This is a genomic window from Pseudomonas sp. Pse79 (assembly GCF_024519615.1).
Lineage (GTDB): Bacteria > Pseudomonadota > Gammaproteobacteria > Pseudomonadales > Pseudomonadaceae > Aquipseudomonas > Aquipseudomonas veronii.
Genome location: NZ_JALJRR010000026.1, coordinates 18,454 through 42,996, shown reverse-complemented (window position 1 = coordinate 42,996; position 24,543 = coordinate 18,454). Strand labels below are relative to the sequence as shown.

Here is a 24,543-nt window from a genome sequence, read left to right as displayed (position 1 = left end):
TTAAGTGATGACCTGCGATTGGACTACCCGGGTAAAACGGCAAGGACATATGAAGAGAACTAATCAATCCGAAGCTCCGTCGCTGCAAGCGCTGATGCACCGGGGCATTCATGAGCAGTGCTCATTTCCCCTTGCGGGATTAAGGGGTTAATCGAACATTCAGTAACACTTACGCTGGCGAGCTACTTACCGGCTATAGGCGAATTCCATGTCATCTCTTGGCCCTGCCGAGACAGAACGCAACGCTGGCAGCCCATCGGACGTGCCGCGCACAACCAACAACGTGCGGTTGATGCTTAACCTGAGTGCGTTGATGTCGTTCGCCTCGATTTCTACTGATATGTATCTGCCTGCCCTGCCCGCCATTAGTCGCGCGTTGCATACCGATTCAGCGGGCGTTGAGCTGACGTTTTCCGCCTTCCTGATCGGGTTCAGCCTTGGCCAGTTGATATGGGGGCCAATCAGCGACCGGTTTGGACGCAAGTTTCCGATCCTTATTGGGATGGTCCTTTTCATCATCGGCTCGGTTGGCTGTGCGCTGTCGACGACAGTCACTGAAATGATGGTGTGGCGGGTGGTTCAGGCACTGGGCGCCTGTGTGGGGCCGGTGCTGTCGCGGGCAATGGTGCGCGACCTGTACGGCAGGGAACAGTCGGCGAAGATGCTGTCGACGCTGATTTTGATCATGGGCGTAGCTCCGATTGCCGGCCCGCTGGTTGGCGGCCAGATCCTGTTGCTGTGGTCGTGGCCGGCAATCTTTTGGGCACTGGCTATCGTCGGGCTGGTGACGCTCTTTTCGTTCGGCAGGCTGCCAGAGAGTCTCCCTCCCAAGCACAGAACGCGTGAGCCACTGCGGCATACGTTTGCCACTTATCTGCAGCTAATCCGCGATCCTCGGCTGATCGGCTACGCGTTGTCGGGCGGATTTTTTTACGGCGGTGCCTACGCGTTTATCGTCGGAACACCGTTCGCCTACATCGACTTCTACCAGGTGTCACCTCAGGCCTACGGGTGGCTGTTCGGGGTAAATATCGTCGGCATGATGATCGCCAATTTCATCAATGGCCGATTGCTGAGCCGCATGAGTAGCGAGCAGCTTTTCTATCGCGGCGCATGGACGTTGGCTTTTTTCGGTGTGGTGCTCAGTGTTTGCGTGTTGTTTGGTTGGGGTGGGATTTGGGGCTTGGTCATCCCCATATTTTTCTACATGTCCATGAACGGGCTTATCGTCGCCAATTCCGTCGCGGGCGCGTTGGCCTTCTTTCCCCACAGAGCGGGTTCTGCTTCGTCGCTCGTCGGGGCCATGCACTACGGCAGCGGCATTTTCAGCGCAGCATTAGTCAGCTGGTTGGCGGATGGAACGCCGAAGGACATGGCGCTGGTGATGGGTGGGGCTGGCATCGGCTGCCTGGTGGCGGCGTTGTGGTCGAAGGGAGCTCGCGGAGAGAGGTCCTGACCCAATCGCCATGTCCATCGATGCTGAAACCGAGCACAAATTGAACAATTGTTCTTATCGGGGTAAATCTCAACTGTCCTTCTGGCCGATTGGTTTCCTGTCACAACTCAACAGTTCGGATTGCCGTGCTCATGGGGATCCAAAGAGTTTGTATAAAATCCGGGCTTAATTAGGATAATAGTAGGGGTAAAGATTTTGGAGATCAGCACAATTTTATTGGAAAACAGGTACTTATTTTTCTATTCGAGTCCAGGTCGTGGAGCCAGATAGAGAAAAGCCTGCAGCGATGCAGGCTTTTTTTGCCTTGGATTTCGCCAGGGCGATCAAAGCGCACAGCGTGAACAGCATGAATGCGTCTCTGATCCTTCGATTCAGAGGTAAGCCCCATGAAAGTCACTGCAGTCGTTTCGCCTGGCCACGGCCTAGGTAAAGCTGCACTTACGGGCGACTATCGGAAAGCGAGCAGGGTATTGGCGGTGTCGCGCGGTATCCATAAGACTCCTTCATGGGTAGTGGCGCGTTATAGCAACGCTTGGCCCGGCATAAATCCCTGCCCTGGTGCCAGCCACCGGCATGCCCGGGCTACAGGTTGCGGGCGATGTTCAGCGCAGCGTAACTCTGGGCTACCGGCATGATTTCCACCGAGTTGATGTTCACGTGCGGCGGCTGGCCTGCGATCCACACCACCGTGTTGGCCAGATCCTCAGGGCGGATTGCCTCCACGTCGCGGTACAGCGCGTTCACCGCGTCCTGGTCACCGGCCAGGCGTACCAGTGAAAATTCCGTGCCCGAGCACAGCCCCGGCTCGATGTTGCTGACCCGTACCCTGGTGCCTGCGAGGTCTGCGCGCAGGTTCAGGCTGAACTGTTTAACGAAGGCCTTGCTGGCGCCATATACGTTGCCGCCCGGGTAGGGATACGTGCCGGCAATGGAGCCGATGTTGATGATCAGCCCGTTGTTAGCTTCCACCATGGCCGGCAGCAGCTTGTGGGTGACCATGGCCAGGCCGGTGACGTTCGTGGCGATCATGCGTTCCCAGTTCTTGGCATCGGCGCTCTGGGCGCGGTCGATACCCAGTGCCAGGCCGGCGTTGTTCACCAGCAGGTCGATGTGCAGCGACGCGTCGCGAATCGATTCGCAAGCCGCGTCCAGCGAGGCGGCGTCTGTCACGTCCAGGGGCAGGGCAATGAAGTGCTCGCCCAGTTCGCGCTTCAGTTCCGCCAATTTATCTGCGCGGCGGGCGCCGCCGATCACGCGGTAATTGTCAGCGATCAATGCGCGGCAGATGGCTTTGCCGAAGCCAGCGGAAGCGCCGGTCACAAATGCAGTTTTCATCAGGTTCTCCTTGAGGGTTGAATCAAGCCAGGTACTTCACGCCAAGGCTGGCGAACAGGCAAAGCATCGAAAGCACCAGCACCTTGCGCACAACATCGTTGCCTTTACGGATGGCCAGGGCGCTGCCTATGTGGTTGCCCAGGATGTTGCAGGCCACTAGTGGCAGGGCCAGCAGGTACACCACCTTACCGGCCACAATGAAGGCGACCAGCGCGCCAATGTTGGAGGCGAAGTTGAAGCTTTTCGAGTTGGCCGAGCTGGACACCAGGTCCATCTTCAGCAGGTAGTGGAAGGCGATGATGAACATGCTGCCAGTGCCCGGCCCGAAAAAGCCGTCGTAGAAACCGATGACCAAGCAGGTCAGGGGCACTACGGTGAAGAGCATGCGGTTGCTGAGTGTGTGCTCTTGTACCGGCCGGTCCTTGGGCGTGAGAAAGATCAAGATGCCAAGAGGGATAAGCGCCAGGATGATCTTGCCCACGGTTTCCGGGGAAATCGACACGATCAGGTGGGCGCCCATGTAAGCGCCCAGCAGCGCGAACGGCACGCCCACCAGCGCCACTTTCCATACCATCTTGCTGTTGGCGAAGAAGTTGCGGATGGCGGCCAGAGTGCCTAGGGTGCTGACCAGCTTTTCCTGGCCCAGCGCTACCTGCGGCGGCAGCCCCACCAGCAGGAAACCAGGCACTAGGAACAGCCCGCCCCCCCCGGCAATGCTGTCTACGAAGCCGGCGACAAAAGCGATTGTGCCCAGCAGCATGATGGCCAGTATCCAGTGCTGGGCCCAGAACGATCCGAGTAATTCCATGGTGGTACCTGTTTAGTCAATGTGGCGATCAGGAAAGGACTTCGTAAAGGTGGTCGGCGCGGCTGTGGCGCACACGGGTCAGGTCGTTGACCGCGAACAGACGGATCAGCCAGCGATCAGCGCCGTCGTTCTGCGGCTCGAAACCGTCGCGGGCGTGCAGCACGCGCTGGTTCTTGAAGATCATGAAGTCGCCGGGCAGCAGCAGATGTGGCTCATCGAACTGGCGAGAGTCGAGCAGTGCTTTGAGTGTGTTCAGCGCGCACTCGCCTTTGAGGCTAATTGCGTGGGTGTTTTCGCAGTCCATGCGGCACAGCCATTCGCCGCTCAAGCCGCGCACCAGCACGGGTAGCTCGGCGGTCTTGCGACGGTTGCTGGTGAAGGAGTCGGGGCGATGAATCACGAACTGTGGCGCGGTCAGTTCACTAACCGTGCTGGCAGGCAGTGCAGCCACCAGCTCGTCGACATTGACCAGCGTCGTGTTGATGCGTGGGTCACAGCGCATGCCGAAGAACGACAGGTATTCGGGGCAGCAGGAGAGCGTGTCGACGTTTTCCGAAGATAGCGGGAGGTCTGGATTGTCGACGTGGTAGGAGAAGCGCAGGCGCGACCCGTGGGAGCTTTTCTGGCTCGAAGCGTTGCGCGACGGGATCACGTGGCGGAACAGACGGCCGTCATTCTCGCCTTCGTATACCACCGGGTTAATGCCTAGCAAGCTGTGAATCGATAGGCTGACCAGGCAGGCGATGGGTGTGCTGCGCGGGCTCAAGACCCCGGAGTAGGGCGTTGGCGGTGTGTCCCGATCACGAGGGCAGTTGCGGATGGTCAGCGCGGTCAACTGCGGGTTATCGACAAAGGAGCGAATCTGCTCGGTCAGCGTCGTGCCCAGCACGTCCTGCGCCTGCTCTTTGAGTTGGAAGTAGATGTCCCGGTTGTGTTCGAACTCAAGTGGCGTCTGATTCAGCACCGCTTGCCAGGCGCTGGCTATGACCCAAGGCAGTCGGATTTCCAGGGCTGTGGCAGCGTCGACTGCGGTCTTGAGGTTTGCGCTTTCCATTTCAGGTGAAGTTCCATATTTTGATGTGGATGGGTAAAAAATATTGAATCGATGCAATCATTCTAATTCCTTGAAATAAATCGACTCAATATGTTTTTGATACCTAAATTGACATTGTTTTGCTTGACTGATCATAACCTAATGATTTTATTGATTTTAATTTGCAATAAAATCTGCAGCAGCTGCTGCCGGACTGCACTTTCCCTCCGCGATGGCGCAGATGCTCCGTGCAAAATTCGGTCGCGTTGCCTTGCGGTGACGGCTAAAGTCTTGTGTTTCGGTAGAAAATCAATGACATGCATTTGATCGGTGTAATGTTTTGAATCGACTAATATTGAGTCGGTTGTTGTGCGATTACGCTTATGAAAAATTTCATGGTAGGATTTCGCGCTTCAGTTGTTTCTGGTGTCGTTCCTATGTGGGTTCCTGAATACAGCGGCCATGGCCAGCCGGTTTACTTGATGATCGCCGACGCACTGGCGCGTGACATCGCTTCCGGGCGCCTGGCCGCGGGCGAGCGCCTGCCTACCCTCAAGGAACTGGCTGAGGCGTTGAAAGTGACGCCGGGCACCATCGGCCGCTCCTACGACGAGGCGGCCAAGCGCGGCCTGGTGATCGGGGAAGTGGGACGAGGCACATTCGTGCTGCCGACCCGCGGTGTCTTGGCGCCGGTGGCCAGACTCGGCGTTGCCTCCAAGGTAGATACCGGGCAGATAGACCTGTCGATCATCAAGCCCTGCGACGCCGGTATGAGCGACTGGCTGCGAGGAGCAATCGAGGAGTTGGCGCAGGCGCCCGAGTTGGGATCGATCCTGGATTACGTCACCGACGGCGGCCATTCCGTGCATAAGGAAGCCGGGGCGTTGTGGGTGCAGCGCTGCCTGCCGGACGCCAACGCCCAACAGATCGTGTTGACCGCCGGTGCCCAACACGGCTTGCTGGTGGCCATCGGCGGCCTGTCCAGCGTCGGCGATATGATTTTGTGTGAGGAATATTGCTATCCAGGGATCATCTCCCTGGCCCACAGCCTAGGCCGTCGCCTGCAAGGGGTGCAGGTCGATGAGTACGGCCTGGTGCCGGCGGCGCTGCGGGCCGCGTGCATCGAGCACCGGCCCACGCTGCTGGTGACGGTGGCCACGCACCAGAACCCCACCAACTCGATCATGCCCGAATCGCGTCGCCTGGAAATCGCCGAGATCGCCCGCGAGTTTGATCTGTACATCATCGATGATGATATCTACGGCTTTCTTGAGACACGCCCCGCGCACAAGCCGTTGTCGGCCTATGCCCCGGAGCGCTCGGTATACCTGACCAGCCTGTCCAAGAGCTTGCTACCGGCCCTGCGCATCGGTTACCTGTACGCGCCGCCGCAAACCCTATCGCGGCTGTCGTCTATGGTGCGCAGCAGTGTGTGGATGCCGTCGCCGTTGATGGCTCAATTGGCCAGCAACCTGATCACCAGTGGCCGTGGGGCGCAATTGGTGCGGGTGCAACAGGAGGAAGCTGCGGAGCGCCAGCGCCTGGCGCGGCAGCTACTGGGCTCGTACGACATTCGCACCCAACCCAACAGCTTCCATGTGTGGCTCGAATTGCCCGAGCCCTGGACCAGCGACGAGTTCGCCAACCTCGCGCGCGCCAACGGCGTGATCGTGGTCAGTGGCAGCCAGTTCCTGGCCCAGCGCAGCGCCAGCACCCGTGGGGTACGCATCGCCCTGATGGGCCCTAGCCGTGCGGAGTTGGGGTTTGCGTTGACCAAGTTGGTCAGCCTGCTGGCTGCGCCAGAGCCGCGGTTGTTTTATTGATTGTTGTGGGGCGGTCGATGGGAGGCCTGAAGGCGATTGTCTTGAGGTCTTTTGCGCTCTCAAGATTGAGCGCCGCTCGTGCGACGTTCCTCGGCTCACCTTCTCGGCCGCGAGAGTTGGCAAACCGGATGTCAGCCTAGTCCTTTCATGATACGACTCGCCCAAAACCTTGCGCGGCCAGTCACCCATTCGGCCTCGCGGTTTTTTAGCGTTCGTGTGATCTGGCTGCCCATCGTCGGATGGCTTTCTTTGCCGTTGGCGTTTTTTTTTTAGCCATATGGCGGAGGGGGGAGGGCATGATTCCGGCGAGCAAAACCCTACAAGCAACAGCATACGATCCGGCCAGGCCTTTACCGCTGCTGTTTGGTGAAGGCACGAAACTCAAGACCACCAGCGCATTTGAGCTTCATTCGATGATGGAGAAAGGATTTCCGTCGGAGTTGGTAATCGCCCCCGCTACGTGACCACCATGTGTTTTCGAAGGTGCTCGGGCTTTCGGATCGAACAGTGCAGCGGCGAACCTAAGCGGTGACAAATGAATGCCCTGCTATTATAATTTGATTATCATTGATCGATTTAGGCGACAGGCAATTCCATGGAAAACAAGACTGCACGACTGACTGTGCTCATTGATCCCGTCAAGAAAAAAGCCCTTGAGGAGCTTTGCGCGTCTCAGGACCTGACACCTTCTCAGGTCGTTCGTCAGCTGATTCGGGACTACCTCGAGACGCATGGCGTGTCCTACGCGACCAAAAGCAAAATTGCGGCCAATGCCAAGTAATTCATCCCTGTCTGAGCGGGCACGACAAGTGCCTGCTCATCGCGCGTCATTCACTGTCTCCTACGTCTCGCCCTGACTCTCGTTGATCTGGGTATGACTGACCAGTGCGCCATTGAAGTCGGCATGATAATGCTGTGAACCGAGCACCTGAAGAATCCCGGCCCGGTCGAGCTTGCCAAGCACTTTCTCATTGGCTTCACACAGCTTTACGACAATGCCGCGCTTGTGCAGTTGCTCAATGACTTCGAGCAGCGTTTGCAAGCCCGTGATGTCCATGAACGGCACGCGCTTCAGGCGAATAATCAACGTCCTGGGATCGGTGTGCGTTTGCGCCAAAACACGTTCAAAGGTTTCTGCGGCGCCAAAGAACAGAGGCCCCTCGATGGTGTAGACCAAAACACCGGGAGGAAGATGTGCATGTCCATTTGTACGCAACTCTGCCTCCAGCTCATCTTCGACCATTAGCTGTACCTCGACAGAGGACGCCATGCGACGCATGAATTGCAGCATGGCAAGAATCACCCCAATGTTCACGGCGATCGTCAGGTCACTGAATACGGTCAGGCCGAAGGTGATTAGCAGGATGGCAACGTCGGCTTTGGGCGCGCGTTTGACCATGCGCTTGAAGTGCTTCAGTTCGCTCATGTTGTAAGCGACCACGAACAAGATCGCCGCCAATGCGCAAAGCGGGATATCCGAAGCCAGCGGCGCCAGAAAGAAGATCAGCAAAATCAACGTGAGGGAGTGGGCAATGCCCGCGATTGGGCTATTGCCGCCATTGCGGATGTTGGTGGCCGTTCGAGCGATCGCCCCTGTCGCAGCGAAGCCACCGAACAGAGGGGTGACCAGATTGGCGATGCCTTGTCCGATCAGTTCCTGATTGGAGTCATGTTTGGTGCCGGCCATCCCGTCGGCGACAATCGCCGACAACAGTGACTCGATAGCCCCAAGCATCGCGATTGCAAACGCAGGGCCAATCAACTCAATGACCTGGGGCAGCGTTATTGCTGGAAGGCCGATTTGGGGAAGGCCTTGAGGAATGCCCCCAAATGCACTGCCGATCGTGGCCACGCCGTCGAACTGAAAATAGGCATGTAATGCCGTGACCACGACCATCGCGATCAGCGGGCCGGGAACACGCTTTAAACCCGGCAGTTTAGGCGCGAGGATCACTAGCGCCAGGCTCAGCAGGGCTAACAGTGTCGTGGGTACATGAAGGTTGGGGAATGCCTGGATGAGGTGCCACAGCCGCTGGTGGAAGTGCTCGCCACTGATTTTCGGCAAGCCCAGAAAGTCTTTCCATTGCCCGACCCAAATGATCACCCCGATGCCGGCGGTGAATCCCACAATCACCGGGTCAGGGATGAACTTGATGAGTGCGCCAAGTTTGGTGATGCCGAGCAGCAACAAAATTGCCCCGGCCATCATTGTCGCGACCTGCAAGCCATCAACGCCGTACTTGGCTGTCACGCTGGCCAGAATGACGATGAATGCGCCTGTGGGGCCCGCAATCTGCAGCCGGCTTCCGCCGAACAGCGAAACCAGCAAACCACCCACAATGGCCGTGTAGATCCCCTGTTCCGGCTTGACGCCGGAGGCGATCGCAAATGCCATGGCCAAGGGCAGCGCCACGACGCCGACGATGATCCCTGAGACGATATTTCCAAGCCAATGCTCGCGCCCTAACAAGCCCGCTTTCCAAGCTTCTCGTATCGCAATCATGACTAGCCTCGTTCTGGTGGCATGTGCATACTATTCACACGTTATGATAATAGCAAAGCAATTGGCCTAGCCTCGGTACAACACCGGCGACGCTCTAGATTCAGTGCTCAGAGAGCTGAGCCCTATGCTCGGAGACCGCGCATGAAACGCGAAGATGTCAAAACCAAACACGGGGAAGGCATGCACTTCGACACGCATGTGATAGCCAACCCGGCCAACACGCACGAGTGGATCATTCTTTTCAAAAAGGATGCCGGGAGAAGCTATTTTCTGGTCAATGACAACGAGGAAGTGGAGTCATTTGGACGCCTCGATGATCTGATCCGTGAGCTTCGCGAGCTGGGTATCAAATCTGCCGAAGTGCATTTCTGACAGCCACCCTCAGAAAGGTTGAGCAGGTCAGTAAAGATTGAGTTCTGTTAAAGAAAGAATCGACGCCCCCCATCCTTTTCCGCGATCGCCTGACACGGATCAACGCTGATCCGGCCCCATGAGCCGCGTCGACGCCCTTACGCGATTGTCGAAGTGCGTAGGGCGGCTCCAAGACGCGATAAGCAAACCCCCGAGTCCTAGTGTGTCGTGCTTGGTGCATGGCGCGCCGGGCTCTCGAGCGCGCAAAAAAAAGGCCACGCAAGGTGGCCTAAACGGGTTCAAGCATAGGAGGGCTCTATTGGCCAAAAAATACAGGCCCGCCCTGAAGTCTTAGGGCCAATAGCGTTGGTCTGCTGGCTGACAAACCCCTTCGTCAGCAGCATTCAAGCCGGCAACTCGATCCTGGTCTGTGGCTCAGGACCTCGTTGCCTTGTATTATAATAGTGTTAACATAATATTGTAATCAACGTCTAATTAGGGGCTCGCATGACTACCGACTTCAAGAAGGCTGCACTGGATTACCATGAATTCCCGACCCCAGGAAAAATCGGCATTGCGCTGACCAAGCCTGCCGATACCGCCGCCCAACTCGCACTGGCGTACAGCCCTGGCGTAGCCGAGCCCGTTCGCGAAATCGCGAAGGACCCGGAGAACGTCTATCGCTTTACCGGAAAAGGCAATCTGGTGGCCGTGATCACAAACGGTACGGCCATTTTGGGCCTCGGCGATCTGGGCCCCTTGGCCAGTAAGCCGGTGATGGAAGGCAAAGCGTTGCTGTTCAAGCGTTTTGCCGGTATCGACTCGATCGATATCGAAGTCAATGCCGAGAGTTCCCAGGCTTTTATCGACACCGTCGTGCGTATCGCCGACACCTTCGGTGGGATCAATCTGGAAGACATCAAAGCCCCTGAGTGCTTTGAAATCGAGGACGCACTGATCGAACAGTGCAACATCCCGGTCTTCCATGACGACCAGCACGGCACCGCCATCGTCACCGCGGCCGGCATGCTCAATGCGCTGGAGATTCAGGGCAAAACGCTGGAGAACGCGAGAATCGTCTGCCTCGGCGCCGGTGCCGCAGCCACGGCGTGCATGCGCCTGCTGCTCAGCCTTGGCGCGCAAAAAAGCAATCTGTACATGGTCGATCGTACCGGGGTCATCCACTCGGCGCGCAAAGACCTCAACCAATACAAAGCACAATTCGTTAACGACGGTGGCCCGCGCACGTTGATGGAAGCCATGAACGGTGCCGATGTGTTCGTGGGGTTGTCTGGCGCCAATCTGCTTCCGGCTGAAGCGTTGGCGGCGATGGCTCCCAAGCCGATCGTGTTTGCCTGCTCGAACCCCGATCCTGAAATCAGCTACGAATTGGCCATGGCCACGCGTGATGACTTGATCATGGCGACCGGTCGCTCCGACTACCCGAACCAGGTCAATAACGTTCTGGGCTTTCCGTTCATCTTCCGCGGCACCCTGGATGTTCGGGCAACCCGGATCAACGAAGCGATGAAAATTGCGGCAGTGGAAGCACTGCGCCAATTGGCCAAAGAGCCAACCCCTGTGGAAGTGCTGCGAGCGTTCAACGTCGACAAGCTTGAGTTTGGGCGCGATTACATTCTCCCCAAAGCGCTCGATGCTCGCCTGCTCGGGACAATCGCCGGCGCAGTGGCCAAGGCCGCTATCGACACCGGTGTTGCGAAGCTGCATTACCCGGCGCACTACCCGCTGTAAGCGGAGGTCAATCAGGCTGATGTGCGGCAGTTGCACGACCTTTTGCACGGTTGGCAGCTGTCGCACTCGGCGGACATCCGGCCGCCGCAGCTCCTGAACATCGACAGCCCGCCATTTGCAAGATCATCCGTTCTTGAATGATCCGAGCCACAACCCGTCTTCCTTTTATGCCTGCCTAAAAGCGATCTCACCCTGTCACGCACAGGCGTTCTAAGACCTTGGTATCATCCGGAAAACGCTGCTTTCTACCACGTGGAATTAGCATTGTATGTTAATGTTATGCGCGTCATCGATGGAGCAAATGACTGCACGCTTGATCCGGGCGCTCACCTGTAACCGCCGCATCCATAGCGAGAGCTGACACCCGTTCAGGTCGCTCGTCAATTGATCCGCAATGACCTGCGCGGTCACGGCGCGGAGGATGAAACATAGCACTCTGCCGCGGTGAAAGCCGTCAGACAGTCAATGCCTATCAGCAGACTCGTGACACCAGTCTCAGTGACCCCATCAATACAGCAGGCTGACACAGCGCTGTTAAGGAAGAGACCATGAGCAAAACCATCGCAATCATCAAGGGTGACGGCATCGGCCCTGAGATCATGCAAGCGACGCTACGCGTACTCGATGCCCTTGACTGCAATCTTCAGTACGACTTCGTTGAGGCCGGCTTGGAGGCCTTGCAGCAGCATGGGCAGCTGATGCCGCCCGCGTCCATCGATACGATCGCCAAACACGGCGTCGCACTCAAAGGCCCTCTGACCACGCCGATTGGCCGCGGCTTCTCCTCGATCAACGTCCACCTTCGCCGCCACTTCGATCTCTACGCCAACGTCCGACCGGCGATCAGTTTCCCCGGCACTCGTTCGCGCTTTGAAGGTATCGATATCATCACGGTGCGTGAAAATACCGAAGGGGCGTACCTGCCAGAAGGGCAAAGTATTTCGGAAGACGGCGAAATCGCTCTGGCAAGCATTCGCGTAACACGCACAGCCTCTGAACGCATCGTGCGCTACGCGTTCGAGCTGGCTCGTAGCAAAGGCCGCAAAAAAGTGACCGCGGTACACAAGGCCAACATCATCAAGTCGTGCTCCGGGCTGTTCCTTGACGTGGCGCGTGAGGTCGCCGAGGATTATCCGGAAATCGAATTCCACGAGATGATCGTCGACAATGCCTGTATGCAGTTGGTGATGAATCCCCATCAATTCGATGTCATCGTCACCACCAACCTGTTTGGCGACATCCTTTCAGACCTGTGCGCAGGCCTGGTCGGTGGGTTGGGCTTGGCGCCGGGGTCCAACATCGGTGCCGATGCAGCCATCTTCGAAGCGGTCCACGGTTCGGCACCGGACATCGCCGGCAAGAACATCGCGAACCCGTGTGCATTGTTATTGGCCGCCGCAGACATGCTTGATTACCTGGGCATGGTGGACAAGGGCACGCGCATTCGTACTGCTATCCGCGTTGTTCTGGAAAACTCCCGTGATCAAGTGACACCCGATATGGGCGGGGCCGGTACCACTGAGTCCTTCGCCGATGCCTTGGTGGCCTACTTGCATGCCTGAGTAGAGCGTCAGGAAACGCGCGCCAGCTCACTGCGAGCTGGCGACTTTCTACGTGTGCTCCACGCGGACCTGCCCGTAGGGCCGCTGGCTGGAAAACCTTCCGATACTCGAGTCCTCCAGCAGTCTTTTGTTGCCGTAACGTTGGCGTTAATAGACGTTAATCCAACATCATTATTTGCTGCGATCGCACTTGTAGATGCGCGAGGTGCCAAGGAAACAATTCAGAAATGAATTTCAGCTACCTTGATACCGATTTCGCGCAGCTCATGAATCAAATCATCAAGGTACCGAAAAGGTTCGATTTCTTCGTTGTCATTGACTAGGAAGAAGCTTCTTCCGGCATCCTTTTTAAAGAAGACGATCCACTCCTGGGTGTTGGCCGGGTTGGCAATCAAATGGGTATCAAACTGAATGCCTTCAGCGTATTTGGTTTTTACGTCTTCACGTTTCATACGGGTCTCCAAGCGCTCACGTAGTGCTGCTTTCATGCATGTCTCTGCCTCCTGGCAATCAATCAAAAGACCTCGTCCGGGCCTGAGGCCAGGGCGACGTCGATTGCCTTTCTATTATCACTGCATGATAATATTATGCACATATGATCCAGTGGAGGATAGTCGTGTGCAGAGCTGTCGAAGCGCCTGAGCCACGCGGGTCCGCGCGATGCCCTGGCGTTCAAGGCACACCGCCATGCGGCTGGCTTTGCTTTTGATTCAATGCATAAGGTTTCTGAATTTTAAGGACGACAGTCATCATGCGCAAAACAGCAATTGAGAAACGCCTTGCGCTGAATGCTCCGCCCCTGGAGCCAGGGCAGCGACTGTTGGTTGGCCTTGAGCAATGCGTCGTCGTTCGGCAGCGAGAAACAGGAATCTATCAAGTTGTATTCGACTGCAAAGCCCCCAAGACTGCTCGGGTTTTTTGGGCGGAATATGAGTGGATGTTCATCGGCCGGATTAAGCGGCACGCTGAGCAAGATCCTTCATTGGAACGCTTTGTCTCGGTGCTGAGAGCAGGGTCTGAAGACTGACAGGCAGTCACGGCTCTGATCGACAGTACGCTTGGCTGAGCGCAGCCAGGTCGTGCCAGATAGAGAAAAGCCTGCAGCCATGCAGGCTTTTTTGCTGGTGTCGTTCCAGTCATCCAGGCGCACGGTGTGAGTAAGCCGAGCGACACTTCAATCCAGCAAGCGCTTCAACCCGGCGACGCCAACCGGCGGCTCCACTGTCCACGGCACTACGATGACAGCATGGTTGGTTTCTTCGGCCACTCTCGCCATTTGTTTGCGCTCGCTATCCAGGCGCGCTCGTAGCAGCGGGTCTGTCGTATCGGTGGCCAGCAACGACTTATTGACCACCCAGGCAAACGGTTCGATGTCGGCCCTGCGCAAGTCATCCTGCAGCGCTGCCGCCTGCGACACCGGGGTGGCTTCGGGCAGCGTGACGAGGATGATCTTGGTGTAGTCCGCATCTTGCAGGCGCATCAACGGCGTGACGATGTGGTCCGAGGCTTTGCCTTTGAATTCGCGAACCATCTGGCGGTGATAGGCGCCTGTGGCGTCCATCAGGAGCAGGGAGTGACCTGTGGGGGCCGTGTCGAGTACCACGAATGCGCTTCTGGCTTGCGCAACCACACGGGAGAATGCGTGGAACACCGCGACCTCTTCGGTACACGGGGATTGCAGATCCTCGATGAGCAAGGCGGTTTCGTCTTCCGTCAGGCTTGGCGCGCGGGAGGCGACGATCTTGTCCACGTACTTTTGGGTCTCGACCTTAGGGTCGATGCGGCCGACGCTGAGTCCCTGCACGTCGGCATTGAGGGTTACCGCCAGATGCGCCGCAGGATCTGTCGTACTCAGGTGTACGGACTTGCCATGCTGTACCAGTCCCAGGGCGATGGCGGCGGCAATGGTGGTTTTGCCCACGCCGCCTTTGCCCATGACCATGATCAGGCCGCGCTGGTCGTGGGCTAACTCGGCGACCAATTCCGCGAGTGCGTGATATTCCAGGCGCGACGGTACTGGGCTTGTAATGCTGGCTGGGACAGCAAGCTCGGGTGTCAGCAGTGCGCGAAGCGCGGGCAAGCCAACCGAATCCACGGCCTTGAGTGGGATGTAGTCGGCTGAAAGCTGACGCAGTGACGCGGGCATCTCGTCGAGCGCCTGCTGGCCCATAGCTTCGATCGCGGCGGCGATCGGGTCATTCAAGTCGCTGCGTTTAAATACAGCATTGACCACCAGGCGCTGGTGGTTCAAGCCCAGTTCACGGAGTTCGTCGCTGGAGCGTGCAGCCTCGCTGAGGGCGCCTTTATCAGGGCGCGTCACCAGAACAACGGTGGTCAGGGCTGGATCATTGAGCGCCACCAATGCCTGATTGAACAACTGCTCCTGCATTTTCAAGCCCGAGTGCGGCCCCAGGCATGATGCGCCACGATCGTTGCCTTTTAGAAAGCCGCTCCACGCTTTTGGCAGGCTCAACAATCTGAGCGTGTGCCCCGTGGGCGCGGTATCGAACACGATGTGGTCATACGCCGCGCTGCCCTGCGACAGCAGGTGGGAGAACTCGTCGAAGGTTGCGATTTCGGTCGTGCATGCCCCGGAGAGTTGCTCACGCACCAAGGCGATGTCTTCATCGCGGGCCTGGTCGCCCATTTGCTCGATCACCCGGGCCCGATAGTCAATTGCTGCGGTCCCTGGGTCGATATTGAGCACGAACATTCCAGGCACGTGCGGCACCGCGACAGGCTGATTGCTCAGCTCGACGCCGAGCATCTCGTCAAGGTTCGAGGCGGCGTCCGTGCTGACCAGCAGTACCTTCTTGCCGGCCTCGGCCAGGGCGAGTGATACCGCGGTTGAGACCGACGTTTTGCCGACACCGCCCTTGCCGGTGAAGAACATATATCGGGTGGGTTGATCGAGCAATTTGAGGGTGGGCTGCATGGCACGCTGACTCCCTTGCGGAGCATGACTGGGTTTTGCAGTTTAGACCGATGTTCAGAATCGCCAATGGGGTCATATCAATCAAACGGTAATTTTTACCGTCCTGATAGAGGAGTGTTCTGTCGGAAGAGGGCGGTAATCCACAGCCCAAGTGAACAGCCTGTTTGGCTGGTTTTTGCCCTGCGGATCACATAGTCGAGCGTGCTGCAATTCAAATAATTGGAAAACAGAGAAAAGCCCCACAGCACACGCCGATTTTTCGACGTAGGTATTTCTTTAAAAAGCCTTGATCATCGACGCCGCTCTCTCACAACAAGAGGGCAAATCTGAAAAGCAAAGACGAGCTGGCTGACAGTCATCCGCCTGTGGAGCTGTTTGCTCTAGAAAAAGGTTGGCATTGAGACTTGCTCCCCAGTAGTTAGTTGAATGCCTGCATAACTTGACGTGATAAGGAATAGTCGTGTGAATAAAAAATTAATCGTATGCACATTGTTGGCGTGCTCTGCATTTTCGGCGCTCAGCCATGCGGCGGACGGCACTATTAACTTCACCGGTACGATCACCGATGCCGCGTGTACTGTTACACCCGGCACTGCCAATCAGACGGTGACAATGGGGACGGTCAGTTCAACGGCATTGGCCAATGTCGGCGATACCGCGGCCCCGACCCGGTTCGATATCGTCCTGACTAACTGCCCGGCCACGGCCACCAGCGCGGTCGTAAAGTTTGATGGCCCGACCGACGGGAATAACAGCAGTTTGATTGCCCTGACGAGTGGGGCTGGAACCGCCGAGGGTGTGGCGATCGGTGTGTATGAGGGGGATGCCGCTACGTTGATTCCCGTGGGCTCCCCGTCCGTCAGCAAGCCTCTTTCTCCGGTAGCCGACACCACCTTCAACTTCTTCGCCAAATATGTGGCAACCGCTCCAGTGGTGGCCGGTTCCGGCAACGCCGTCAGTGATTTCACAGTTATTTATAACTGATCACTAAGACAGGCCGGGCACGCTGCTCGGCCTTCTCAACAAGTGGGTTTGCTCACGTGCAGGCTTGAGCAAAGCGTCGGTAGGAGATACGTCGATGGGGTGGCTGAAATACATGTTAACCGCCGGCCTGCTGGTCGGTACGGTGCATACGGCTATTGCGGGTGTGGTGGTGGGGGGCACGCGGGTGGTGTACGACGGCTCAAGGAAAGAAGCCTCGATTTCGGTGAAAAACACCGAGAAGACCAAGCCGTATCTGATTCAGTCATGGGTCGATGACGGGGCGCAGACTGCACTTGGCAAGGCGCCGTTTATCATGACGCCGCCGCTGTTTCGGCTGGATGCCGAGCAGGAGAATGTGCTGCGCATCATTCGCACCGGAGGGGATTTTCCGCAGGACAGAGAGTCGGTGTTCTGGGTGAATATCAAGTCGATTCCCGCCTCGGAAAAAACCGAAGAAAACCAACTGCTGATTTCTGTGAAGAGTCGGATAAAACTCTTCTATCGCCCGCCGGGAATGCCAGGAGAGTCGCTGAATGCTTATAAGGCACTGGTCTTTACGCGGGTAGGTAAAGCGTTGCAGGTCAACAACCCTACGGCGTATCACGTATCTTTTTTTCGCGTGAGCGTGGGTGACCAGGTTATTAACGATGCCGGTATGGTTGCTCCCAAAAGTACATTGGCCTGGCCGATGCCGGAAGGTGCAAGTGGAGCCGTCAGTTGGCAAGCCATCAATGATTATGGCGGTATTACGCCGCAGGCCAGTGCGCCACTCTAATTAATAAGGGCTGTTAGTTTTAACGGCTACCTGTTTCGTTAATGCGTTGGATCAACCGCCCTTTGGTGTTGGGGTGGCGGGCACTGTGTTGCCCGGATTGCGGGGCTTCTTATATGAACGCTATAAATAATGGAATGCTACGCCTGAAACTAAAGGTGCTGGCCGCGCATGCACTCAAATGCATGATAGGCATTACGCTGTGTGCGTCCAATGCGCTGGCGCGCGAGTATTTCAATGCCAGTGCCTTGGAGATCGACAATGCAGAACAAACGTGGGTCGACCTCGACGCATTCTCCAATCAGGGCGGGCAGTTGCCTGGAAGTTATTCAGTGGACCTCTACTTGAACGACCGACGAATAGCCAGTCGCGATATTAACTTCGTTGCGCTGGACGGTCTGTTGCAACCTGAACTTACCCCACGACAATTACAGGAGATGGGCGTCAAGTTGCAGGCGTTTCCTGCGTTGCGCGAACTGCCCCAGGAAACCCCCATCAGCAACCTGCAGGCATACATTCCAGATGCGGGCAGCGTGTTCAACTTTCATCAGCGCCGTCTGGACATCAGCATTCCCCAAGCGGCGCTCACCCGTGAAGCACGCGGGCAGATTGATCCTGAACAGTGGGACCAAGGCCTGCCGGCCGCGCTGCTCAATTACAGTTTCAGCGGTGCGAACACCCGGCGCGAAGGGCGTTCCGGCAGCGATGACAATTACTACCTGAACCTGCGCAGCGGGTTGAACCTGGGCGCCTGGCGGCTACGTAACTACTCGACTTACACCCAGGGTGACCGCCGAGCCCAATGGGCCAGCCTCAATACGTACCTTCAGCGTGATGTGCATTCGTTGAAGAGCCAGTTGGTCGTGGGGGACAGCTTCACGCCGGGGGAGTTGTTCAACAGCGTGCAGTATCAGGGCATTCAATTGGCCTCGGACGACAACATGTACCCCGACAGCCTGCGTGGGTTCGCCCCGGTGGTGAGAGGCATCGCCCGCAGCAACGCCCAGGTGACGGTGCGCCAGAACGGCTACATCATCTATCAGACTTATGTGCCCGCCGGCGCATTCGAAATCACGGATTTGTACCCCACGTCTTCCAGCGGCGATATGGAAGTCACCATCACCGAGGCCGATGGCAGCGTGCGCAGCTCGATTCAGCCTTTTTCGGCGGTGCCGGTGATGGTCCGGGAAGGGCGCTTCAAGTATTCGCTGGTCGCGGGCGAATACCGTTCGACGGCGAGCAAGAGCAGCACCCCCGCATTTGCCCAGGGTACGCTGATTTACGGGTTGCCCGGCGACACCACCGTGTACGCGGGTGTCCTTGCCTCGGCGAAGTATTCGGCGACGTCCTTGGGTGTCGGCCACGGGTTTGGCGAATGGGGCTCGCTTTCCATGGATGTGAGCCAGGCCCGCACCGAGTTGCGCCAGGGTTCCCGGCACGATGGCCAGTCGGTACGCTTTCAATATGCGAAGGATGTCGCGGCCACCAACACCACGTTCACCCTGGCCGGTTACCGTTATTCCACCAGCGGTTATTACGATTTCCAGGAAGCCAATGAGATCGACCCCGGCAACTTCAATGACTGGCGACGCCTGTATAACCGGCGCAGCCGTGCGCAACTCAATATCAACCAGTCCCTGGGCGAATACGGCAACTTTTATATCAATGGTTATCAGCAGGACTTCTGGCGACAAACCGGTTACGAACGGAGCCTGAGTGCCGGTTATAACCTGAGCCGGGGCGGCGTGACCTACGGTTTGAGTTATGCCTACACGCAGACCCCCGCGTATAACGGGCGCAAGCGCAATGACCAGCAACTGGCATTCAATATCCAGTTGCCGTTGGGGAGTGCTCTGCGTAATAGCTGGGTGAATTACAACCTGAATACCGATGCACAGGGAAAGACCGCCCACGAACTGGGGCTCAGTGGCGCGACGCTGCCGGACGATAATCTGATCTACAGCGTCAGCCAGGGTTATGCCAGCCCAGGGCAAGGCAACAGCGGCAATGCTCACGCGACGTATAAAGGCGCTTACGCGGAAACCAAGCTCGGTTACAACTACGAGCGACACTCCCGACAACTCAACTATGGCGCGCAGGGTGGCGTCGTTGCGCACCCGTTCGGCATTACTTTCTCCCAACCTCAGGGCGAAACCATGGCGCTGGTGCGCGCGCCTGGCGCTGCCGGGGTCAAAGTGCAAAACAACACCGGGGTCAATACCGATTGGCGCGGTTATGCGCTGGTTCCTCATGTCAGCACCTATCGTCGCAACCGCATTGCGTTGAGCACCGAAACACTGGCCGATGACATCGACATCGAGGCCAATACCCAATCGGTCATCCCGACCCGTGGCGCCTTGGTGCTCGCGGATTTCCAGACCCGCGTCGGCAGCCGGGTACTGATGGCCCTCACATATCAGGGAAAACCCGTCACGTTCGGCGCCAGCGCAACGCTGGTGCAAGAGTCGACGACGTTTGCCAGCAGCGGCATTGTCGGCCTGGAAGGGGAGGTTTATCTAAGCGGCATGCCGGAACAGGGTGAAGTGAAGGTTCAGTGGGGCGAGCAAGCGGACCAACAATGCACGGCAGCTTTTGTTTTACCGATATCCATTGAAGGGTCGCAGCCGTTTTCAATCATCAGGACGTTATCGGTGTCATGCAATTAATGGAGGGCTTTTTATGCTGGGTGTACAACGGACGCTGATTAGGTTGTTCTGTTTTGGCAGTGCGGCATGGGTTTTAACGGTGTTATCGAATAACGCATTGGCATCGTGCCGTTTTTACAATGGCGTGTCGTCGGCGTTGACGCGAACGGTAAATTTTGGAACGTTGATTGTCCAGCGTGATACTCCCATCGGCACGGTTTTGGCAACCGCCAATACCGGCGCCTACAATGGTGGCCGGTATTTTTACGGCTGCAGTGTGAATTATGTGCATCGCTTTGCAATGGAACAGTTCAGAGTCATCAGTGCATATGGGAATAACGTATACAACACCAATATAGCGGGTGTGGGGATTCGTGTATTATTCTTCGGCGGCGCTATGCCTTACGATGTCAACTTCAACGGGCCCAGCACTGTTGCGCTGCCTGAACCCGGAATTACCGTGCAGTTGGTAAAAACCACTTCGGGGGCAGTTGGGGCCGGTGTTCTGACGAATGGAAGACTCGCCTCAGGCAGTATCGTTAATTATTTTTATGCTGCTTACGCCAGCCTGTCCGGCAGCAATACCATCATTCCCGTCGCTTGTTCGGTCTCCAATACGTCCATCCCTGTGCCCATGGGCAATGTGCCGCGAAGCCAGTTCACCGGCCCGGGAAGCGCGGGAGATGAAATCAACTTTTCCATCCCGCTCGATTGCGATGCCAATACACGGGTCAAAGTTGCCCTGGATGGCAACGCCCACAGCTCCGGGATTGCTGGGGTGCTGGCACTGAATGCGTCTCCTACCGCCGCAACCGGGGTTGGCGTAAGGCTCTACTACAACAATACCCCCGTCACGCTTAGAACGCCGATTGCCGCGGGCACTACGGTCAGCGACGGCCCCTATGCAATCCCGTTGGTGGCACGTTACTACCAGACCGATGCCAACGTTACCGCCGGCCAGGCCAACAGCACCGCGACGTTTACCATGACCTACAACTGACCAAACCCGGAGGTCGGACGTAGCGCTGCGGGGTGTGGGAATTTTCTGCTGTAATGCCGGGGCTAGAGCAGGCGCAGCCCTGCGGCACTAACCTGGTTTTTCACGGTCAACAGCCCCCGCACCATCGTTGATGGTTGTCGGTTTATCCTCAGCCAAAAGATCTAGAACATGTACCTACGCAACATTGCAGTCGGGCTGTCGGCCCTTGTTTTACTCTCGACCGCGGCCCATGCCCGCAGTCTGCCTGACCTCTACACGGCCACCGAACAACGTGCCTCCTTTGATGGCTGTGCCGATCTTTTCCCCGCCGCCAAACCCATCAACACTGCCACCGTACCCGCCAGCATGCGGCCCCTGGCCCTGTGTTCGGACAATTTTGCGGTGCTCTATTCGCAGACCAGCAAGACGCCGCTGGTGGTGGTCGAGCGCCTGAACGCCGAGCAATTGCAGGATGCCAAAGGCGAGGAGCGCACCAACCTGTTCTACCCCGACCCGCGCATCCCCAAGGATGGCCGTGCAGAGTTGAGTGACTACCACAGCCAGCATCCGGCCGTCGACCGTGGCCACCAGTCGCCGGCCGCCGACGCACCGAACGCCCATGCCATGGCGCAGTCGTTTGCACTGTCGAACATGGTGCCGCAAGACCCTACCAACAACCGTAAGATCTGGAGCAAGGTCGAGGCGGATGTGCGCAAGTTCGCCAAGCGCGCTGGCGGTGATGTGTTTGTGTTCACCGGCCCGTTGTTTGACCCCGGCTACGGCACCATCGGCGACAACCAGGTCTGGGTGCCGACGCGCCTGTTCAAGCTGGTGTACGACGCTTCGTCGAAACGCGCCTGGGCTTACGTGCTGCCCAACGCGCAGACGCGCATCCAGCGGCCAATGGACTATGACGCGTTCGTGAAGAGTACCGGGCTGAAGTTGCTCGGTAATCTTCCGGTCTCCGGGTCAGTAGGGCGCACGTAAGAGGGGGAGTCACCCAGCGTCGCGCTACGCCACATCGAGCGTGCGAAACTCGACGGTGAGGTGACTCACTTCATGCACCGGTTTGAGGCGCTCGCGAATGCTGTCGGCATCCGCTGTGGAGCGGCCGACAACGCTCACGATTGCCGCATGCACACCGGGCCCTACCTGCCAGACGTGCAAGTCGGTAATCGTCGCGTCGCCCGGTTGTTCCACCAGCTCCCGGATCTCCGCAGCAACATGCTCATGGGTCTGATCGAGTAGTACGCCGGCAGTCACGCCCATCAAGCTCCAGGCCCAGCGTGCGATCACGATGGCGCCGACGATACCCATCAACGGGTCGAGCCAGACCCAACCCAGGTACCGCCCCGCGAGCAGCGCAGCGATTGCCAGCACCGAGGTCAGTGCATCGGCGAGCACATGCACATAGGCGGATCTCAGGTTGTTATCGTGGCCATGGTGGCCGTGGGCATGTTCGTGTTCGTGGTCATGCCCGTGGCTATGACCGTGGCCGAGCAACAGCGCACTGACGATATTGACCACCAGCCCCACCACGGCAATCAACGTCGCGGTGCCGAACTGCACGTCGGTCGGTTGCAACAGGCGCATGACCGACTCGATGCCAATGCCCAGGGACACCAGCGCCAGGATCAGCGCCGAGGCAAAGCCGCCCAGATCACCGACCTTGCCGGTGCCGAAGCTGAAACGCGGGCTCGACGCATGGCGTCGGGCATAGGCGTAGGCCGCGGCGGCGATGCCCAACGCACCCGCGTGGGTGGCCATATGAAAACCGTCGGCCAGCAGGGCCATCGAACCGGTGAGGGCGCCGGCGGCGATTTCCGCGACCATCATCACCACCGTCAACATCACCACCCATAAGGTGCGCTTGGCGTTTTCTTCGTGGGCCGAGCCGAGGAAGACATGCTCGTGGGTATGATCAAGGCTCATTTGGAGTACCGCCGAATGGCTTCAAGCAACTCTTCGACGCCCTGGTTGCGTTCTTCCTCGCTGAGGGATGGGTCCGCCACATGCGCCCGGGCATGTTCTTCGATGATTTCTTCCATCAAGCCGTTGATGGCGCCGCGTGTGGCGGCGACCAGGTGCAGGGTCTTGGCGCAATCGCTGTCCGATTCCAACGCTCTTTCCACCGCTTGAATCTGACCGGCAATGCGCTTGACGCGCTTGATCAGACTGTCTTTATTGGCCGCTATATGGCTCAAAATATACCCCCCTACCTATGAGGCGCGGAGCATGGCATACCCCGCCCCCCTATGCAATCTTCCGCCGAGAGACAGACCCTCTCGGTTTATACTCGACGGTCTGGTCATCAACCCCCTTCAAATGAATTGAGATACCTCATGAGCACCTCTCTTTCCACAACCTCTGCGCGCAAGCCTGTCGCGCCCCTGGTGGCCTTTGTGCTCCTGGTGCTGGGCGCCGTGTTCCTGCACAACCTTGTCGGCATGCGCCAGGTGCTGTTGCTGGTCGTCGGCGCGGCGCTGGGCTTGACCCTGTACCACGCCGCCTTCGGTTTCACCTCGGCCTGGCGCGTGTTTATCAATGACCGGCGCGGCGCCGGTTTGCGTGCGCAAATGGTGATGCTGGCGATAGCGGTATTGCTGTTCTTCCCGGCGCTGGGGGCGGGCACGTTGTTCGGCCAGCCGGTGGTCGGGCTGGTAGCGCCGGCCGGGGTATCGGTGGTGTTCGGTGCGTTCATTTTCGGCATCGGCATGCAGTTGGGCGGCGGCTGTGCGTCGGGCACCCTGTTCACCGTGGGCGGCGGTAATGCGCGCATGTTGGTGACGCTGTTCTTCTTTATCTGTGGTTCGTTGATCGCCACGCACCATGTGGGCTGGTGGTTTGCACTGCCGGCGTTCCCGGCGACGTCCATCGTCAAAAGTGTCGGCGTCATGCCGGCGCTGCTTCTGAACCTGGCGGTGTTCGGCCTTATCGCAGCCGTCAGCGTGCGCCTGGAAAAGGCCCGTCATGGTCAACTGGAAGCCGGCGTGACCAGCGAGCATCAAGGCTTGCGCCGCTTCCTGCGTGGCCCCTGGCCCTTGGTGTGGGGCGCGATTGGCCTGGCCCTGCTCAATTACGCAACCCTGGCCCTGGCCGGACGGCCGTGGGGCATCACCTCGGCGTTCGCGCTGTGGGGCGCCAAGGTGGCGAGCGGCCTGGGTGTGGAGGTGGGCAGTTGGGCGTTCTGGCAAATGCCGGGCAACGCCAAGGCCCTGGCCGCGCCGGTGTGGGAAGACATCACCAGCGTGATGGACATTGGCATCGTCCTCGGTGCGCTCCTGGCCGCCGGCCTGGCCGGGCGTTTCGCCCCCAACCTGAACATTCCTGCGCGCTCGCTGATGGCGGCGGTGATCGGTGGCCTGCTGCTCGGTTACGGCTCGCGCCTGGCCTACGGTTGCAACATCGGCGCGTACTTCAGCGGCATCGCCTCCGGCAGCCTGCATGGCTGGGTGTGGCTGGTGGCGGCGTTCATCGGCAACAGCGTCGGCGTGCGGTTGCGCCCGTTCTTCTTTGCCGGCGAGCGGCCGCAGGTGGCGTTGAGCGGGTGCTGAGAATGCCCGCACACGTGCTGCCCCGATGCGCTTTGTCTTGAGCCGCCCTTT

22 protein-coding genes are annotated in these 24,543 nt (G+C 58.1%); 14 read left to right on the top strand and 8 right to left on the bottom strand.

The window, feature by feature from the left end; genetic code table 11:
- Window positions 1-208: 208 nt before the first annotated feature.
- Entirely contained in the window at window positions 209-1,456 is a 1,248-nt protein-coding gene (locus tag NR164_RS25115) for a Bcr/CflA family multidrug efflux MFS transporter (RefSeq protein ID WP_256823397.1), read from the top strand.
- Between the two features lie 582 nt (window positions 1,457-2,038).
- On the opposite strand, the gene NR164_RS25110 is transcribed toward NR164_RS25115, so the two are convergent.
- From NR164_RS25110 to NR164_RS25100, 3 genes are read right to left on the bottom strand one after another with little or no spacing between them, the layout of a single operon-like run.
- Entirely contained in the window at window positions 2,039-2,791 is a 753-nt protein-coding gene (locus NR164_RS25110; RefSeq protein WP_046483925.1) for an SDR family NAD(P)-dependent oxidoreductase, read from the bottom strand.
- 22 nt (window positions 2,792-2,813) lie between these two features.
- Window positions 2,814-3,599 carry a TSUP family transporter gene (locus tag NR164_RS25105; RefSeq protein ID WP_017845884.1) on the bottom strand — a complete coding sequence of 262 codons (786 nt, stop codon included), beginning with the start codon at window positions 3,597-3,599 and terminating at the stop codon, window positions 2,814-2,816.
- A gap of 28 nt (window positions 3,600-3,627) precedes the next feature.
- Window positions 3,628-4,653, bottom strand: a complete 1,026-nt coding sequence (locus tag NR164_RS25100; RefSeq protein WP_256823395.1) for a TauD/TfdA family dioxygenase — start codon at window positions 4,651-4,653, stop codon at window positions 3,628-3,630.
- A gap of 416 nt (window positions 4,654-5,069) precedes the next feature.
- Here NR164_RS25100 and NR164_RS25095 point away from each other — a divergent pair, with 416 nt between their 5' ends.
- The 3 genes from NR164_RS25095 to NR164_RS25085 all read left to right on the top strand — a co-directional run bounded on the left by NR164_RS25095 (window position 5,070) and on the right by NR164_RS25085 (window position 7,236).
- Window positions 5,070-6,455: a PLP-dependent aminotransferase family protein gene (locus tag NR164_RS25095; RefSeq protein WP_256823394.1), complete on the top strand. Its 1,386-nt coding sequence runs from the start codon at window positions 5,070-5,072 to the stop codon at window positions 6,453-6,455.
- Window positions 6,456-6,751: 296 nt separating this feature from the next.
- Window positions 6,752-6,919 (top strand): hypothetical protein, encoded by a 168-nt coding sequence (locus tag NR164_RS25090; RefSeq protein WP_017845886.1) that lies wholly within the window; start codon window positions 6,752-6,754, stop codon window positions 6,917-6,919.
- Between the two features lie 131 nt (window positions 6,920-7,050).
- Complete coding sequence (locus NR164_RS25085) at window positions 7,051-7,236, top strand: ribbon-helix-helix protein, CopG family (protein WP_017845887.1); 186 nt, start codon at window positions 7,051-7,053, stop codon at window positions 7,234-7,236.
- Between the two features lie 60 nt (window positions 7,237-7,296).
- Here the strand turns inward: NR164_RS25085 and NR164_RS25080 are convergent, their stop codons facing one another.
- On the bottom strand, window positions 7,297-8,958 hold the full coding sequence (locus NR164_RS25080; RefSeq protein ID WP_026139891.1) for a SulP family inorganic anion transporter: 1,662 nt from the start codon (window positions 8,956-8,958) through the stop codon (window positions 7,297-7,299).
- 141 nt (window positions 8,959-9,099) lie between these two features.
- Between NR164_RS25080 and NR164_RS25075 the strand changes: the two genes are divergently transcribed.
- From NR164_RS25075 to NR164_RS25065, 3 genes are all read left to right on the top strand, one after another.
- A complete protein-coding gene (locus tag NR164_RS25075; RefSeq protein WP_256823392.1) occupies window positions 9,100-9,330 on the top strand; it encodes a hypothetical protein in 231 nt (76 codons plus the stop codon).
- A gap of 486 nt (window positions 9,331-9,816) precedes the next feature.
- Complete coding sequence (locus NR164_RS25070; protein ID WP_256823391.1) at window positions 9,817-11,061, top strand: malic enzyme-like NAD(P)-binding protein; 1,245 nt, start codon at window positions 9,817-9,819, stop codon at window positions 11,059-11,061.
- A gap of 548 nt (window positions 11,062-11,609) precedes the next feature.
- Window positions 11,610-12,623, top strand: a complete 1,014-nt coding sequence (locus tag NR164_RS25065; protein ID WP_256823390.1) for an isocitrate dehydrogenase — start codon at window positions 11,610-11,612, stop codon at window positions 12,621-12,623.
- 221 nt (window positions 12,624-12,844) lie between these two features.
- On the opposite strand, the gene NR164_RS25060 is transcribed toward NR164_RS25065, so the two are convergent.
- Entirely contained in the window at window positions 12,845-13,075 is a 231-nt protein-coding gene (locus NR164_RS25060) for a hypothetical protein (protein ID WP_017845892.1), read from the bottom strand.
- A 299-nt stretch (window positions 13,076-13,374) separates the two neighbouring features.
- On the opposite strand from NR164_RS25060, the gene NR164_RS25055 reads away from it, so the two are divergent.
- The gene (locus NR164_RS25055; RefSeq protein WP_017845893.1) at window positions 13,375-13,650 is read left to right on the top strand and encodes a hypothetical protein; all 276 of its coding nucleotides are present in this window, start codon (window positions 13,375-13,377) and stop codon (window positions 13,648-13,650) included.
- 147 nt (window positions 13,651-13,797) lie between these two features.
- Here NR164_RS25055 and arsA read toward each other — a convergent pair whose 3' ends face one another.
- Window positions 13,798-15,558 (bottom strand): arsenical pump-driving ATPase, encoded by a 1,761-nt coding sequence (gene arsA / locus NR164_RS25050; RefSeq protein WP_108524635.1) that lies wholly within the window; start codon window positions 15,556-15,558, stop codon window positions 13,798-13,800.
- Between the two features lie 462 nt (window positions 15,559-16,020).
- On the opposite strand from arsA, the gene NR164_RS25045 reads away from it, so the two are divergent.
- From NR164_RS25045 to NR164_RS25025, 5 genes are all read left to right on the top strand, one after another.
- Complete coding sequence (locus tag NR164_RS25045) at window positions 16,021-16,542, top strand: fimbrial protein (RefSeq protein ID WP_017845895.1); 522 nt, start codon at window positions 16,021-16,023, stop codon at window positions 16,540-16,542.
- 94 nt (window positions 16,543-16,636) lie between these two features.
- Window positions 16,637-17,317: a molecular chaperone gene (locus NR164_RS25040; RefSeq protein WP_057005953.1), complete on the top strand. Its 681-nt coding sequence runs from the start codon at window positions 16,637-16,639 to the stop codon at window positions 17,315-17,317.
- Between the two features lie 182 nt (window positions 17,318-17,499).
- Window positions 17,500-19,980, top strand: coding sequence for a fimbria/pilus outer membrane usher protein (locus NR164_RS25035; RefSeq protein ID WP_256823389.1), 2,481 nt, complete (start codon window positions 17,500-17,502; stop codon window positions 19,978-19,980).
- A gap of 13 nt (window positions 19,981-19,993) precedes the next feature.
- Window positions 19,994-20,959, top strand: a complete 966-nt coding sequence (locus tag NR164_RS25030) for a fimbrial protein (RefSeq protein ID WP_108524633.1) — start codon at window positions 19,994-19,996, stop codon at window positions 20,957-20,959.
- 168 nt (window positions 20,960-21,127) lie between these two features.
- The gene (locus NR164_RS25025; protein ID WP_046382606.1) at window positions 21,128-21,925 is read left to right on the top strand and encodes a DNA/RNA non-specific endonuclease; all 798 of its coding nucleotides are present in this window, start codon (window positions 21,128-21,130) and stop codon (window positions 21,923-21,925) included.
- Between the two features lie 24 nt (window positions 21,926-21,949).
- On the opposite strand, the gene dmeF is transcribed toward NR164_RS25025, so the two are convergent.
- Together dmeF and NR164_RS25015 are read right to left on the bottom strand one after the other, a co-directional pair.
- Window positions 21,950-22,870 (bottom strand): CDF family Co(II)/Ni(II) efflux transporter DmeF, encoded by a 921-nt coding sequence (gene dmeF, locus NR164_RS25020; protein ID WP_017849381.1) that lies wholly within the window; start codon window positions 22,868-22,870, stop codon window positions 21,950-21,952.
- The gene (locus tag NR164_RS25015; RefSeq protein WP_017849380.1) at window positions 22,867-23,142 is read right to left on the bottom strand and encodes a metal/formaldehyde-sensitive transcriptional repressor; all 276 of its coding nucleotides are present in this window, start codon (window positions 23,140-23,142) and stop codon (window positions 22,867-22,869) included. The genes dmeF and NR164_RS25015 overlap by 4 nt, the downstream gene beginning before the upstream one ends.
- Before the next feature lie 138 nt (window positions 23,143-23,280).
- On the opposite strand from NR164_RS25015, the gene NR164_RS25010 reads away from it, so the two are divergent.
- Entirely contained in the window at window positions 23,281-24,492 is a 1,212-nt protein-coding gene (locus tag NR164_RS25010) for a YeeE/YedE family protein (RefSeq protein ID WP_046486823.1), read from the top strand.
- Window positions 24,493-24,543: the final 51 nt, after the last annotated feature.